This window comes from Hathewaya massiliensis, from assembly GCF_902143515.1.
In the GTDB taxonomy this organism is placed as follows: Bacteria; Bacillota; Clostridia; order Clostridiales; family Clostridiaceae; genus Hathewaya; species Hathewaya massiliensis.
Map to the genome: position 1 here is coordinate 1,022,863 of NZ_CABFVD010000001.1, position 15,232 is coordinate 1,038,094.

The window sequence follows — 15,232 nt, forward strand, 5'->3', positions numbered from 1 at the left end:
AGCTAAAGACGTGACCTCATGTTATAGAGGAGAGATATGTATCGTATCTTAGAGAGAAAATATATTTATGGGTGGCATTTAAGTATTTTATTCCTATAGGAGTAAAATACTTTTTTTATTAATAAAAATCTTGCTAAAACCTTAAATATATTAATTTGGGTGGCACCACGGCTACTTCGTCCCAATATAGGATGAAGTAGCTTTTTTATTATATTTAAAATTATATTTTTATTATAAGGGGGATAATACTATGTTAAATGGTAACTTTGGAAAATTTGGAGGACAATATGTTCCTGAAAAAACGGCTGAAGCTTTAAAAGAATTGGAGGAGGCATTTTTAAAATTTAAAGATGATAAAGAGTTTAAAGATGAATACACATATTACTTAAATCAATATGTTGGTAGACCTTCTCCTCTATACTATGCAGAGAGGTTAACAAAAGAATTAGGGGGAGCTAAGATATATCTAAAGAGAGAAGATTTAAACCATACTGGGGCTCATAAAATAAATAATGTTATAGGACAAATCTTGCTTGCAAAAAGAATGGGTAAAACAAATTTAATTGCTGAAACTGGAGCTGGTCAACATGGTGTTGCGACGGCTACAGGTGCTGCTTTGTTTGGTATGAAATGCACTGTGTATATGGGTGCTGAAGATATGAGGAAACAATCCTTAAATGTATTTAGAATGAAACTTCTTGGGGCTGAAGTTAAACCTGTTACTTCAGGAACTGCAACATTAAAAGATGCTGTAGATGAAGCTTTAAATGCATATGTAGAGGCTTCTGATGATACTTTTTATGTACTAGGCTCTGCTGTAGGTCCACATCCTTATCCACTAATAGTAAAAGAGTTCCAAAAGATTATAGGGGAAGAAGCTAAAGAGCAGATATTAAAAGCTGAAGGAAGACTTCCAGATCTTTTAATAGCATGTGTAGGTGGTGGAAGCAATGCCATAGGACTATTTGGTGAATTCTTAAAAGATGAAAATGTTAATATGGTAGGAGTTGAAGCTGCTGGTTTAGGCATAGAAACCGGTAAACATAGCACAGCCTTTGCTCAAGATTCTATAGCAGTTATGCATGGAATGAAATCTTACTTTTTACTAAATGATGAAGGTGAACTGCTACCTTCCTATTCAATCTCTTCTGGATTAGACTACCCTGGTGTAGGGCCAGAACATGCTTACTTAAAAGATACAAAAAGAGCTCAATATGCAAGTGTTACTGATAAAGAAGCTTTAGATGCCTTTAAGCTTTTATGTAAGATTGAAGGTATCATCCCTGCTCTTGAAAGTTCTCATGCTATTGCTTACACCATGAAAGTTGCACCTAAAATGAATAAGGATGATATAATAATTGTAAATCTCTCCGGAAGAGGAGATAAAGACGTAAATACAGTATCAGAATATATAAAGTATTAAATTCATATATATGGGATGTTTAAAAAACTTCTGTAAATCGAGTAGGAGGAAAAGTTAAATAACTTTTCCGACCTCTCACACCACCGTGCGTACGGTTCCGTACACGGCGGTTCTTTAGTTTTCATGAATTCTTAAATAATAATCAGTCATGTTCATGTACCCTTGACTGATTAATTCTTTCTTCGTTAGCACTGAGTTTAACATCATACTTGCTCTCCACGTTCCCTTCCTACAATTAGCAAAGTTGTGCACTTGCCATTCTGGAATCTGAAACTTTCTCATAGCTTTGTATCTTGTTTTAACTCTCTTCCATTGTTTCCAATATATCGCTCTTATTCTTCTTCTCAACCATTCATCTATTTGCGTTAGCAAGCTTCGCATATCAGCTAATTTAAAATATTGAAGCCACCCTTTAATAAACCTTGCTAGTCGTTGTTTCCTAATTTCATTGCTAGTAGCGTCATTTCTTGATGTTATTTGTTTAAGTCTGCTTTTCATTTTACTAACTGATTTAGGATGTACTCGAAATCTACATTTACCTTTATGTCTATAAAAAGTGTAACCTAAATATTTCACCTTACTAATATGGTTTATTTGTGTCTTCTCTTTATTAACTTTTAAGAAGAGTTTCTCTTCAATAAATGGTATTATGTTATTTAGAGTTCTTACCGAACTTCTTTTACTTTTACAGAATATCATACAATCATCTGCGTATCTTACAAATCTATGACCTCTTCGAGTTAATTCCTTATCTAATTCATTTAACATTATGTTACTTAGTAATGGACTTAATGGTCCTCCTTGTGGTACACCCACTTGGGTTCTTTCGAACATCCCATTTTGTATCACTCCAGCATTCATATATTTATGTATTAGTGAGATAACTCTGCCATCTTTAATTGTCCTTGATAGTATTTCTATAAGTTTACTTTGGCTTACTGTATCAAAGAACTTTTCCAAGTCCATATCCACTACATAAGCATAGCCATCATTAACGTTTAGTTGACATTGCTTTAGCGCATCGTGTGCACCTATGGCTGGTCTAAATCCGTAACTATACTCTGAAAATTGCTCCTCATATATTGGTGTTAATATTTGTGCTATAGCTTGTTGTATCACTCTATCTACTACCGTAGGTATTCCAAGCTTTCTCATTTTACCTTTATCCTCTTTAGGTATTTCTACCCGTCTAACTGGATTAGGTTTATATTTACCTTCCCTCAATTGCTTAAGTAATTCCTCTTTGTTGTTTCTTAAGTAGGGTAGAAGTTCATCCACCTGCATCTTATCCACGCCTCCGGCTCCTTTATTAGATTTCACCTTGAAATATGCATTATTCATATTATCCCTGTGAAGTATCTTCTCAAGCAATTGATTTTCTTCAGAATTCACAATGGTGATGTTGTTTTCAGTTATCCTTTGCTGACTAAGCACTTTCGCATACTCTTTCTTTTCCGAAGATACCATTTGCGAATAGTCTTTATTAAGTTTTCTGCTATCATTATCAGTATTGGTAACATTCATTGACTTTCACCTCCTAAAGTTCCGTCCTTCCCCACGCTTACGCGATTAACATGGGTACTATGACTTCTGCTGACTTCTCATGATAAATCTTATTTCAACCATAGTAAGGAATGTTATATCCTTTATTACCATGTCCATGAGACCTCCCCAGGTAAGAACACAATCTTTCTCTCCATACATCTGCCACATATACATTAATTAATTCCGAGTAGTTATAGGACTTCAATTTGTTGCGCAACCTTATCCTTAATTAATGCCTAATGTGATTTCTGTTCGTCAGACCAGAGATTTGCCTATGGCTTCCTTCAGATTTCACCTCGCAGTGAACACCCTTGCCTTCGGCTATACATTTCCCACTACTAGGGCATGTTAGGGACTTTCACCCATTAGATTGTGCCCATGCTGGGCACACACTAATAAAAAGGATTGTCCAAAATATATGGACAATCCTTTTAGTCTATTTTCTCTTTCTTATAAAAAGCCCTGCACCCATTAACATAATACCTAGTATATAGTTTAGTAAATGATCACTTTCTCCTGTCTTAGGTAATTTTTCATCACTTACTTTTTCAGGTTTATTTTTTGATGGTTCCTTTGTTACATTGTTAGGTTTATGATTTTCTACTGGTTTGTTTGGTCTATTACCATTTTGAGGTTTTTCAGGCTTATTGTTCTCTGCTGGTTTACTTGGCCTATTATTGTTTTCAGGCTTGTTAGGTTTATTATCCTCCACTGGTTTAGTTGGATTATTTTCTTCAGGTTTGTTTGGTTCTTCTGGCTTAGTTGGTTCTTCCGGTTTAGTTGGTTCCTCTGGTTTAGTCGGCTCTTCCGGTTTTATTTTAGTATTCTTAACCTCTAAGCTAATTAGTTCTGAACCCTTAATAGTAAAAGTAACTGGTTCTTTTAATTTTTCATATCCTTCTAAAGCTTTTACTTCTACAAATTTATAATTTCCTAGTTCTAATTCTTTAACTACTATTTTTCCATTTGAATCTGTTGTATATTGATCTCCAATTTTTTCCTCTTTACCTTGTACTATTTTATATAATTCAAATTCTACTCCACTTAATAGTTTACCATCTTCGTTTGTTTTTATTAATTGAATATTTCCTAATGTTTTGGTTGGTTCTTCTGGTTTAGTTGGTTCTTCTGGTTTTATTTTAGTATTCTTAACCTCTAAGCTAATTAGTTCTGAACCCTTAATAGTAAAAGTAACTGGTTCTTTTAATTTTTCATATCCTTCTAAAGGTTTTGTTTCTACAAATTTATAATTTCCTAGTTCTAATTCTTTAACTACTATTTTTCCATTTGAATCTGTTGTATATTGATCTCCAATTTTCTCTTCCTTATCTTGTCCTATTTTATATAGTTCAAATTCTACTCCACTTAATAGTTTACCATCTTGATCTACTTTTGATAATTCTACATTTCCTAATATTTTGCTTATATCAGGATGGTTTTCTAAGGATCCTAATTCAATAACTTTCCCAATACTATCTTTATTTACTGTAAAAGGTGTTTCCACATCTGACTTAATATAATTATCTGGTGCCTTAGTTTCTATAAGCTTGTAGTTTCCTTCTGTATTTATATCAAATCTTCCAATACCATCTTTATCAGTGGTTATATTAGTTATAACATCTTCACTAGCCTCATTAACAACCTTAAAAATAGCGCTTTCTAAAGGCTTTTTTGTTAAAGAATCTATTTTTTTAAATTCAAATGCATATTTTTTCTTTGTTACTGTTGTATTAGTACCAATAGTATTAATAATCTCTTCACCTGGTTTAACCTGTGAAAAATCTGTGATAATCTTAACTTCTCTTCTTTGATATGCTGGAATTTCTCCATTTGAGTTTTGAATTTTCACTGTGTGTGTCTTGCTATCGTAGTTAACTTCAAATTCTGGACTTGATATGGCATCTACAAACTTAATTCTAGGATCTAATTTATCATCTAAATCTATGGATCCCTTATCGAAAACATTGTCACTTTGGAAAGCTATAGTATAAGTAACTAATTGATCGTTTAAACCATTACTAATTACATCTTTATCTACATATTTAGATACATTTATTCCCCCTGCATCTGTAAAAGGTTTTAGATAAAATTCACTTATTTCTGTTTTATCCTTGTCATCTTCATTATATTTTACCTTTGCTGAATTTATAAATCTGTGAGAAGTATCCTTTACCCTAGCCTTATAACGAATTCTATAACCATCATTTATATCACCAAATCTAATTTCAAAATGTCTTGCATCTTTAAATATGGTAAAGTTATCCTTAGAAATAGGATCATAAAAACCATTTTTATAAATTTCAAAATTTATTGAATCCTGTATAAGCTCTGTTTCATAAGGTAGAAAATCAGCTACAACCACATCTTTAAGATTTCCCTTTTTAGGGTTTACTTCTATCATAAATTCTATTTCTTCACATCCTGACATGATTAATCCAGTATCCCCTGATATTTGTTGATAAGTTCGATCTGCATTACTTCTTTCAGTAAACTTTACTATTGTTCTTGTCTCTTCCCCTGGTACACCTGTTGCTTGTGGTAATATAGAAATTTTAGAATGTACCTCTTCATCTTTAAACTTGGCCTTAACAATTCCATCCACAGTGTCATTTGTATCATTGTTTGTAATAACCCCTAAGCTTATAAAACCTTGCAATGCTGTATTAGCATTAGGTCCAAAGGTAAGAGTTACTTTATTGCCTTCTACTTTTACATCTTTGAAATGTTGTTTACTATACATAGGCAGTATATTTGTTAAATTATCTGTTAACTCAAATTCCATTTTGTCCCCTTCTTGTATCTTACCCATTTCTAATATGTCATATCTTAAATTAAATGTGACAAAATTTCCTGTCATGACATCGGTTTCTGATGCTTTAATTGTTAATTTTAAAGGACTAGTTTGTCCATATACTTTGATATCAGGCCGAATTACTGTAAAATTAATGGTCATAAAAATTAACCCAATAAGCAAAGATACTAATTTGTTAAATTTTTTCATTTTAATTGCCCTTTTATAAATACTTATATATAATAATTATTTTATAATAATTATTATATATATCATTATACTATATTCTACAACTTAATTAATAATGTTTTTATACTTTTTATTAATATAATTGTTAAAAATATGTAAAATATATCGATTTTAACTATATTTCATATTTTCTTAAATAAAATATTAAAATATATTTATATTTTATAAAATACACATAATCTATGTGTACTCTAATTAAGGGTAATTAATGTAAATACTTACATACTACATTGAAATTTCCTCTTCACCATAGTAAAATAAAATTGATATTATATAATGAAAAGAGGTTAACTAAAATGATTTTTTACACCACATCAGAAAATAAAATTAAATATGAACTAGAAATAATAAAAGCAGATATAAATCAATGGTCAACTTATCATGCCATATATAGATTAAGTCAGTTAAATGAATGGATGCCGCTAAGTTTTAGGGGTGAAATAGACAGATATCTTAAATCAAATTTTGCATACTGGGTAATTAAGGATAATAAGAAAATAGGTGGAGCACTTATAAAACCTAATATGCTTAAATGTATTTTTACCATAGAGCCCTTTGAAAATAAAAAAGAGTTAAATAGAGTTTTAATATCCTATGTTGAAAAACTATCAGATATAAATAAGGATATCATAGCCCCTAATGTAGACTTATCCTTAGTTGATCTTTATGAAAGTTATGGATTTTTAAAAGAAAGAACAGAAAAATTAATGGTATGTCCTACTGAAAGATATGATGTAGATTTTGGTGAGGAATTCAGCTGCATTATACCAGAAACTAAACATAAAGAAGAAATGGCTAAATTATATTATGATACTTATAGTAAAAGCAATGTACCACTTATAGCATCTCAAAGCTATGAATTTCAAATGAATAGTGTAGATATATTCTTTAATCATATTAAAGCTATGAATATTCCTATGGAATGGTCCTCAATAATTTATCATAAACCTACTAATAAAATGATTGCTGCATGTACAGTTGGTCTTGTTAATGGACTTCCATATATAATGGACTTAGTAGTACATCCTAATTTTCAAAGAAAGGGACTAGCTAAGAAAATGACTATGAGTCTATTAGATTTAATTAATAATAAATATGAAGCTGTAAGACTATGTGTAAATACAAATAATGATGCAGAACTCTTCTATAAGAAAATGGGGTTTATAGGTCTAGGAGAAACTGCATATATGATAAAAAAAAGTAATATAAATAATTAGATTAGTAATCCTTATCCAAACTATAATTGCTTTAAAATTCATTTAAATTAATAAAAAAGAATGTTTCTATATTTATTCATTTTATTTCTTGTAATTTATTTATTTTAACTTATAATGAAATCAGTAGTAAGGTATGTTGTTAAAGGAGATAAACTATATGAAGTATAAAAAATTACTATCTATTATCTTAATTATTTTTGGTTTGCTTATAATAGCTTATCCAAAATTAGATGAAACATATAATGATTATAAACAAAAGGAAATACTAAAAAATATAGAGATAATAGAAAAGGATTCTTATGATGAAAAAGATTATGAGGAAGTTTTAAATAAAAAAGCCCAAAATACCACTCCTATTTTAAAAATAGATAAAATTAATTTAAAGCAACCTATTTTAGATGGTGCAACTAAAGAAAATATGGCTATTTCCGTAACTTCTGTAAATCCTAAGGTTAAGCCCGGTGATAAAGGTAATTATTCTATCTCTGGTCATAGAAGTTATAAACATGGAAGAAATTTTAATAGACTTAATGAAATTGAAAAAGATGATATTATTGAAGTTATATACTCAGGAGATGAATTTAAATATAAAGTTAATAAAAAATTTCTGGTAAAACCTCATGAAGTTTTGGTTTTAGATAGTAAAAAAAATAAACCTGAAATAACTCTTATTACATGTGAGCCTATGTATAATCCAACACATAGACTAATTGTACAAGGTGAGCTAATAAAATAATTTATATTTCTAAAAACAACCTCTATAAAAATATATAAGAATATAAATTAAATAGTAAACTATATTTCTTTAATATAAATTAAAAGTGGGCCTATATAAATAGTCCACTTTTAATTTATTGTTTATCCGATGACTCCCAGCTCTAATACTACCATCGCACTCTGTTTATATAGTTTAATTATATATAACCTAATGGGTTATATCCAAATTTCCAAATTTACTGTACTGTCCAAGCCATGCAAGTTTTACTGTACCTACAGGACCATTTCTTTGTTTTGCTATGATACATTCTGCTATGTTCTTATCTTCTGTTTCTTTATTATAATATTCATCTCTATATAAGAACATAACAAGGTCTGCATCCTGTTCTATAGACCCTGATTCTCTAAGGTCAGATAGCATTGGTCTATGGTCTGCTCTCTGTTCTGGTGCACGTGATAACTGTGACAGTGCTATTATAGGACATTCCATTTCCTTTGCTAAGGCTTTTATGGACCTTGATATTTCTGATACTTCCTGTTGTCTACTTTCACTACGGCCTGTACCTGCCATTAATTGAAGATAATCTATAACTATAAGATCTATACCATGTTCTATTTTTAGCTTTCTACATTTAGATCTCATCTCCATTATGGTTGTACCTGCTGTATCATCTATAAATATCTTGGCTGTAGATAGTGGACCTGAAGCTTTAGCTATATTCTCCCAGTCCTTATCATCTAGATCTCCTGTTCTAAGCTTTAACATATCTACATTAGCTTGAGAACATAAAAGTTTATAAGCTAATTGTTCCTTAGACATTTCAAGAGAAAAAACCGCAACTTGTTTTCCTTCTCTTAAAGCAGCATACTCTGCAATATTAAGTGCAAAGGTAGTTTTACCCATAGATGGTCTTGCTGCTATAAGTATCATGTCTCCCTTTTGGAAACCTGATGTTTTAGAGTCTAATTCATTAAACCCAGAAGGTACACCATTTAATTGCCCTTTATTATTATATATTCTTTCAATGTTTAAAAAACCTCTCTCTAGCACTGTACTCATATGTTCAAAGTCACTAGAGCTTTTATTTTCTGCTATATTAAATATTTTACTCTCAGCACTATCAATAACTGATTCTACGTCATTTTGATTTTCATAACATTCTTCTATGATTTCAGTTGAAGATTTTATAAGCTTCCTTAAAGTAGATTTATCCTTAACTATATTTATATAAGAATTTACGTTTGCAGTAGAAATAACTGAGTTGTTTACTTCTGTAACATAGGTTATTCCTCCTGACTCTTCAATTTTAGACGTAGATTTAAGTTCTTCTAATAATGTTATCATATCTACTGGAATATCTTTTTGATACAAAGAAAGTATGGTGTTAAATATAACCTTATGACTATCTTTGTAAAAATCTTCTCCCTTTAACATTTCTACAGCTCCAGCTATTGCAGTCCTATCCTTTAACATGGATCCTAAGACAGACTGTTCTGCTTCTATATTATAAGGAAGAGTTTTTAGAGTATTCTCCATGCTTTAGCTCCTCCATCCTAAAATTAAAACTAAAATACCGTGTTCATTATCTCTTCTATGGTATCTATAGGTTTAATATCTATGTCCTTAAGTCCAATTGGAACTTCTTTTTCATTTTCTTTTGGAACTATAACAAGGTTAATTCCCTTTCTTCTAGCACCGTATACTTTTTCAAATATGCCACCAACAGGCTTAACTTTTCCTCTTAAGGATATCTCTCCTGTTATTGCTATATCCTGTCTAATAGGTTTGCCTAAAAGTGCACTAATTATACAAATCGTTATGGCAGCACCTGCTGAAGGTCCATCAATATTTCCGCCCCCAACTACATTTACATGGATATCATAATCTCTTATATCCTTATCTGTAACCTTTCTTATTACTGTAGCGGCATTAAATACTGAATCTTTTGCCATGGAACCTGCAGTATCGTTAAATCTAACTATTCCTTTACCCTTATCACTAGCTGGAAAAGCTAAGGCTTCAATTTCTATGGTAGACCCTAGGTAGCCAGATACCCCTAATCCAAATATATGTCCGACTTCTTTTTCTTCTTTACTAGATAGTCTATCTAAGGAATTAAGTCTACTTATGGATACAACATCTTCCAAATCTTTCATACTTATTTCTATAGTTTCTTTAGGATTTAAATCCTTATTATAAAGTACATATCCATAAACATCAGATAAAATATTTACAGCTTTTCTTCCTTCTATAGTATAGTTGCTAATAGCCTTTGCAACATCACTCTCTAGTTTTGCATTTATTTTTTCTGAGGCATTTAACACTATTTTTTCTATATCCTTATTAGTTAGTGGTTCGAAATATACCTCTGTACATCTAGACCTTAAAGCTGCATTTATCTCATGAGGCTCTCTTGTTGTGGCACCTATTAAGACAAAGTCAGCTGGAGCTCCATGTTCAAATAAATACTTTATATATTTAGGAATATTCTCATCATCTGGATCGTAATAAGAAGATGAAAACTCTACTCTTTTATCTTCTAAAACTTTTAATAGTTTATTTTGCAGAATTGGATCAAGCTCTCCTATCTCATCTATAAATAGTATTCCTCCATGTGCTTCAGTAACTAGTCCAGGTTTAGGTTCTGGAACTCCGATTTCAGCAAGATCTCTTTTAGAACCTTGATATATAGGATCATGTACTGAACCTAGAAGTGGGTTTGTAATCTCTCTTGGATCCCATCTTAGGGTTGTACCATCAACCTCTACAAACTTTGAATCTTCGTCATAAGGAGTATAACTTAACTTTTTAGCTTCTTCTAAAGCTATTCTAGCTGCAGTTGTTTTTCCAACTCCTGGAGGACCATATAATATTACATGTTGTGGATATGGTGATGCTATCTTAGATAATAATGCTTTAATAGCTCTTTCTTGTCCTACTATTTCATCAAAGCTTGATGGTCTTAGTTTTCCTTGAATGTTTTTTATTATTTTTTTAGTATCTAACTTTTCTAGTTCAGCATACTTTTTTAAGGTTTTTGCATTTTCTGGACCTTTTTTCTTTCTAATTATCCCAAGCCTAACTTCTTCCATATACTTATCTTGTTTTTCCATTAGGGCTTGTTCAACTTCAAGCTCTATTTTATCTTGAACATATCTTTTAGCAACTTCGTCAACTAGTTGATCATTTAGTCTGTCTAAAACATCATATATGTTTTTTTCTGTAGGTATGGAGTTCATTCCTTTTCCATTACTGATGATCTTACTTAGTGCAAATATTCTTTTATAGACATCTTCACTTTCTACGTGCTTTCTAAGATTAAATTTAACTATACGTGTTTCCATTACACCTTCAGTTAAAACTTTTCTTGCAATATGGTATAGAAGTTCTACTTGAACCTCTACAGATATAACTTCTTCTTCTAAACTTTCAGCTAAATTTTTTATATTTTTTTTGTTCAAAGCACTACATTAAAGCAAACTAGATATAACTAATTTGCTTTAATGATTCCTCCCTTCGGTAATTAAATTACTCGCTCAGAACTATAACTTTCATTTTAGTTGAAACTTCTGCATAAAGTTTTACTTCAATTTCGTAAGTTCCTGCTAATTTAATAGTTTCCATTACTATTTTTTTCTTATCTATATCTAAATTAAATTTCTTCTTTAAATGTTCTGCTATATCTTTATTTGTTATAGCTCCAAATAGTTTTCCATTCTCTCCTGAATTAGCCTTAATTACTACCTCTTTATTCTTTAAACTTTCTGCTTGTTTTTGTGCTTCTTCAATTTCAGCTAACTTCTTCTTTCTCTCTATTTCGTGTTTCTTGTTTAGTATATTTATATTTGTGTTGGTAGCTTCTTCTGCAAGATTTCTTGGGAACAGATAGTTTCTCGCATAACCATCTGATACATTTACAACTTGCCCTTTCTTTCCTTGCCCTTTAACATCTTTTAATAATATAACTTTCATATTATTCACCTTCCCTTAAATATTTGTCTACTGCTTCTTTAAGCATGTTTACAGCATCATTCATTGTGGTTTTAGCAAGTTTTGCACCAGCCATGGTCATATGTCCACCGCCGCCCAAGGATTCTAAAATAACTTGAACATTTATATCTTCAAGGGAACGCCCACTTATATAAATACTCTCTTCTATTTTAACAAAAACAAAGGATGCGTGAACACCTGTAATATTTAGAAGTTCATCTGCAACTTGGGCTGCTATAACATTGTCTTCCAAGTCTTCTGGACATACGGCAATAGCTATGCTATTAAAAACCTCTGCTGACTTTATTATATCAGCTTTTTTAATAAAATCTTCTAAATCTTCCTTAAACATTTTTTTAACTGATAAAGTATCAGCACCTAATCTTCTTAAAACTGCAGCTGCTTCAAAGGTTCTAGCCCCAGTTTTAAAATAAAAATTCTTAGTATCTACATATATTCCTGAAAGCATGGTCATTGCTTCTAACTTATTAAGTTCTGGCTTATCAACTAAATATGGTAACATTTCAGTGACCATTTCTGATGTGGATGAAGCATATGTCTCTATATAACTTAGAAGGGTATTTTTTATATAATCAGGAGCTTTTCTATGATGGTCTATTATTACTACTCTATCTATCTTATTTACAACTTCTAAACTCTCTACGTGTCCTTCATTATGAACATCTACTATAATTAAAAGACTTTTATTAGTTACCTTATTTAAACAAGCTTCACTACTTATAATACCATTTTTATATTTCTCATCCTTTGAAAGCTCCTCCATAATATCCTTTATACTTGGATTAACATTTTCCATTACTATATAGGATTCTTTACCTATTTTTTTTATAGTGCTATATAATCCAACTGCAGCTCCTAAACAATCTATATCTGCTTTTTTATGTCCCATTATGAATACTGTACTGCTTTCATTTATTAAATCTACTAGAGCTTGTGCTATGACTCTTGCTTTAACTTTTGTTCTTTTTTCTATTTCTTTTGATCTTCCACCATAAAAGTCTAGATTATCCTTAGTTTTAACAACTACTTGATCTCCCCCTCTACCTAGAGCTAACTCTTTAGCAGATTCTGCATATTTATAGTTTTGTTGTGGGGTAGTGCCACCCCTACCTACACCTACACTTAAAGTAACTGCAAGTTTATTCTCATAATTTATTTCCCTTATGGTATCTAATATATCAAATCTTTTGCTCATTTCTTTTTCTATGAGTTTATCTTGTACTGCCAAAATATACTTGCTTACAGTATATTTTTTTATCATAGCATTTAAATCCTGAGCGTAACTGTTCAATGTTCTCTCTATATCTGCAGCTAGGAGTGGAGATTTATCTCCAGGTGCGGATTTTAAAACATCGTTTAAATTATCCACTTCTATTAACATAATACTGTATTTATTTTCTTCTATGGCTTCATATAAATTGTGTTTTTCTGTAACATCATAAAAATAAAATAAGGTAATAGAATCTTCATATTTTTTATCGCTATCTGCGTATACAACTGTAGAGAAAACATCAAAATATTTATTTCCTATTTTAATATCAGGAAAATTAATTTTTCTACCCTCCATTACGAATCTTGCATTTAATTCTTTATTTAAATTTTTTATATTATTTCCCAGGATATTTTTTTCTTCTATTATATCTGATAAATTTTTGTTATACCACATTATGGCACCTTCATAGTTTACCATAGCTAGAGGAAAAGGCAAGTTAACAAATGTACTACTATTTGCTACATCCATTTTCTTTGAAAAATTTTCTACAAATATATTCCAATGATTCTCCCTTTGTTTAAAGCCTTTATAACTATATATTACAAGAAATAAGTAACATATTATAAAGACTATGGCTTCTTCCTTGTGTCCATAGTAAAAAAGAACTGCTATGAATATAGCCATAAGTATTATATATAGCTTATTTACGGACATAAAAGCTTTTTGTTTTTTATCCATTTTTAAGCCCCCATTTTCTTTTTTCTAATACTATAAGGGTCTAAACCTCTGAAATTAAATATCATTTCTATAAAACCTATATAAAATAGACCTTCCTGTAATCTTAATAAAAATATAATTATAAAGAAGAAGAATACAAGCTTTCTTGATTTTTTACCTTTTTCTCTTAAAACATAAGTCAATGTAGCCATACCATTTATAATTAAAATTACTTGTAATATACTAATAAAAGATATCTCCAAATAACCTCCAAATCCAAATCCTTTTGAATCTAATATAACACCTATACATGTAAGTGCAATCAAAAAAGCACCTACTAGATTTGTAACATAAAACCTACTAAACCCAACTTGCTTAGGACCTTTTACCTTAGCATTTTTAAGAAGTATTTGAATTATAAAATAATTTATAGTTATAAATCCTAAGATATAAAAAGTCATCATCGCAGGAATTATTCCTAAAATTAATTTTACACTGATTAACTCTTTAAGCATTTTTAACATTTCTATATTTGTTTCACTCATACCTAAATTTTTATAGGTTAAAATCCCTTGATCCACTCTTCCTTTTAATATATTAACCACATTTTCTAAATTTTTAACTATATCTACATTTTTAAGTTTTAAATAAATTAATATATTTAGTATTACACAAATTACGGCAATCAAAGTAACCATATTAACTGTATTTATACTATTCTTTTCTTTCTTAATACAGTACCCAAAAATTATTCCTACCGTAGCAGTTAGAAGTATAGATGACATCATATTAAATGGTCCAAATAAAATATAATTTATAATACTCGTAAAAAATAAAAACCATAAAGAATTTTTAAATTCAAATTTAAGATAAAATAAGGTAATTGGGATTGGTAATACAAGTATACCTGTTAAGTTAGCATCTGCTCCATTTCCTGATATAATCATAACTAAAATCGCTAAAAACAATATTAAAAAAGTTTCTATATTCCCAGTGTTTTTCCATAAATTTTTAACCATTTTTTCCTCCGTATTCTCTTTCTTTTAAATGAGTATAGAGTTTACTTAAGTCCTTATTATCTTTTTCTACTTCATCTCCTTCTATTATACCCGTTTTTAATTTCTTTTTCATGCATTCATCTAAAGCTAAATGTGAATAACCTAATCTACTAGCTAATATATAAAGTATTATTATGGCACCAGATATACAGTTCAATATAGCATCTTGTGCTACATTGCTGCCCTTACACAAAACCTTAAACAAATCGCCTATAATACAGATTAATTCAGCCTTTAACTTTTCTATAATATTAATATTAGCCATTATATTAAAATCTTCCCTCTTCACC

General features: G+C 30.2%; 11 protein-coding genes. 3 read left to right on the forward strand and 8 right to left on the reverse strand.

Annotation, left to right across the window (positions count from 1 at the left end; genetic code table 11):
• The first annotated feature begins 250 nt into the window (after window positions 1-250).
• On the forward strand, window positions 251-1,423 hold the full coding sequence (trpB, locus tag FNZ64_RS04765) for a tryptophan synthase subunit beta (RefSeq protein WP_142413685.1): 1,173 nt from the start codon (window positions 251-253) through the stop codon (window positions 1,421-1,423).
• Window positions 1,424-1,537: 114 nt separating this feature from the next.
• On the opposite strand, the gene ltrA is transcribed toward trpB, so the two are convergent.
• A complete protein-coding gene (gene ltrA / locus FNZ64_RS04770) occupies window positions 1,538-2,947 on the reverse strand; it encodes a group II intron reverse transcriptase/maturase (RefSeq protein ID WP_142413686.1) in 1,410 nt (469 codons plus the stop codon).
• 457 nt (window positions 2,948-3,404) lie between these two features.
• Entirely contained in the window at window positions 3,405-5,969 is a 2,565-nt protein-coding gene (locus FNZ64_RS04775) for an LPXTG cell wall anchor domain-containing protein (RefSeq protein WP_142413687.1), read from the reverse strand.
• A gap of 335 nt (window positions 5,970-6,304) precedes the next feature.
• On the opposite strand from FNZ64_RS04775, the gene FNZ64_RS04780 reads away from it, so the two are divergent.
• Both FNZ64_RS04780 and FNZ64_RS04785 read left to right on the forward strand, forming a co-directional pair.
• Window positions 6,305-7,225, forward strand: coding sequence for a GNAT family N-acetyltransferase (locus tag FNZ64_RS04780; protein ID WP_142413688.1), 921 nt, complete (start codon window positions 6,305-6,307; stop codon window positions 7,223-7,225).
• A gap of 157 nt (window positions 7,226-7,382) precedes the next feature.
• Window positions 7,383-7,961, forward strand: a complete 579-nt coding sequence (locus FNZ64_RS04785) for a class D sortase (RefSeq protein WP_142413689.1) — start codon at window positions 7,383-7,385, stop codon at window positions 7,959-7,961.
• A gap of 189 nt (window positions 7,962-8,150) precedes the next feature.
• Here FNZ64_RS04785 and FNZ64_RS04790 read toward each other — a convergent pair whose 3' ends face one another.
• The 6 genes from FNZ64_RS04790 to FNZ64_RS04815 form a co-directional block, all read right to left on the reverse strand.
• On the reverse strand, window positions 8,151-9,479 hold the full coding sequence (locus tag FNZ64_RS04790) for a replicative DNA helicase (protein WP_142413690.1): 1,329 nt from the start codon (window positions 9,477-9,479) through the stop codon (window positions 8,151-8,153).
• 29 nt (window positions 9,480-9,508) lie between these two features.
• A complete protein-coding gene (lonC, locus tag FNZ64_RS04795) occupies window positions 9,509-11,404 on the reverse strand; it encodes a Lon family ATP-dependent protease (RefSeq protein WP_142413691.1) in 1,896 nt (631 codons plus the stop codon).
• 67 nt (window positions 11,405-11,471) lie between these two features.
• Window positions 11,472-11,915 (reverse strand): 50S ribosomal protein L9, encoded by a 444-nt coding sequence (gene rplI, locus FNZ64_RS04800; RefSeq protein ID WP_142413692.1) that lies wholly within the window; start codon window positions 11,913-11,915, stop codon window positions 11,472-11,474.
• 1 nt (window position 11,916) lies between these two features.
• Window positions 11,917-13,905: a DHH family phosphoesterase gene (locus FNZ64_RS04805; protein ID WP_142413693.1), complete on the reverse strand. Its 1,989-nt coding sequence runs from the start codon at window positions 13,903-13,905 to the stop codon at window positions 11,917-11,919.
• Window positions 13,906-13,907: 2 nt separating this feature from the next.
• A complete protein-coding gene (locus FNZ64_RS04810; protein WP_142413694.1) occupies window positions 13,908-14,903 on the reverse strand; it encodes a DUF2232 domain-containing protein in 996 nt (331 codons plus the stop codon).
• Window positions 14,896-15,231, reverse strand: coding sequence for a MazG-like family protein (locus FNZ64_RS04815; protein ID WP_142413695.1), 336 nt, complete (start codon window positions 15,229-15,231; stop codon window positions 14,896-14,898). The genes FNZ64_RS04810 and FNZ64_RS04815 overlap by 8 nt, the downstream gene beginning before the upstream one ends.
• Window position 15,232 lies beyond the last annotated feature (1 nt).

What these genes read in the sequence shown, in the direction of transcription:
- trpB (WP_142413685.1), top strand. Translation starts at nt 251, where the DNA reads ATGTTAAATGGTAACTTTGGAAAATTTGGAGGACAATATGTTCCTGAA.
- ltrA (WP_142413686.1), bottom strand. Translation starts at nt 2,947, where the DNA reads ATGAATGTTACCAATACTGATAATGATAGCAGAAAACTTAATAAAGAC.
- FNZ64_RS04775 (WP_142413687.1), bottom strand. Translation starts at nt 5,969, where the DNA reads ATGAAAAAATTTAACAAATTAGTATCTTTGCTTATTGGGTTAATTTTT.
- FNZ64_RS04780 (WP_142413688.1), top strand. Translation starts at nt 6,305, where the DNA reads ATGATTTTTTACACCACATCAGAAAATAAAATTAAATATGAACTAGAA.
- FNZ64_RS04785 (WP_142413689.1), top strand. Translation starts at nt 7,383, where the DNA reads ATGAAGTATAAAAAATTACTATCTATTATCTTAATTATTTTTGGTTTG.
- FNZ64_RS04790 (WP_142413690.1), bottom strand. Translation starts at nt 9,479, where the DNA reads ATGGAGAATACTCTAAAAACTCTTCCTTATAATATAGAAGCAGAACAG.
- rplI (WP_142413692.1), bottom strand. Translation starts at nt 11,915, where the DNA reads ATGAAAGTTATATTATTAAAAGATGTTAAAGGGCAAGGAAAGAAAGGG.
- FNZ64_RS04805 (WP_142413693.1), bottom strand. Translation starts at nt 13,905, where the DNA reads ATGGATAAAAAACAAAAAGCTTTTATGTCCGTAAATAAGCTATATATA.
- FNZ64_RS04810 (WP_142413694.1), bottom strand. Translation starts at nt 14,903, where the DNA reads ATGGTTAAAAATTTATGGAAAAACACTGGGAATATAGAAACTTTTTTA.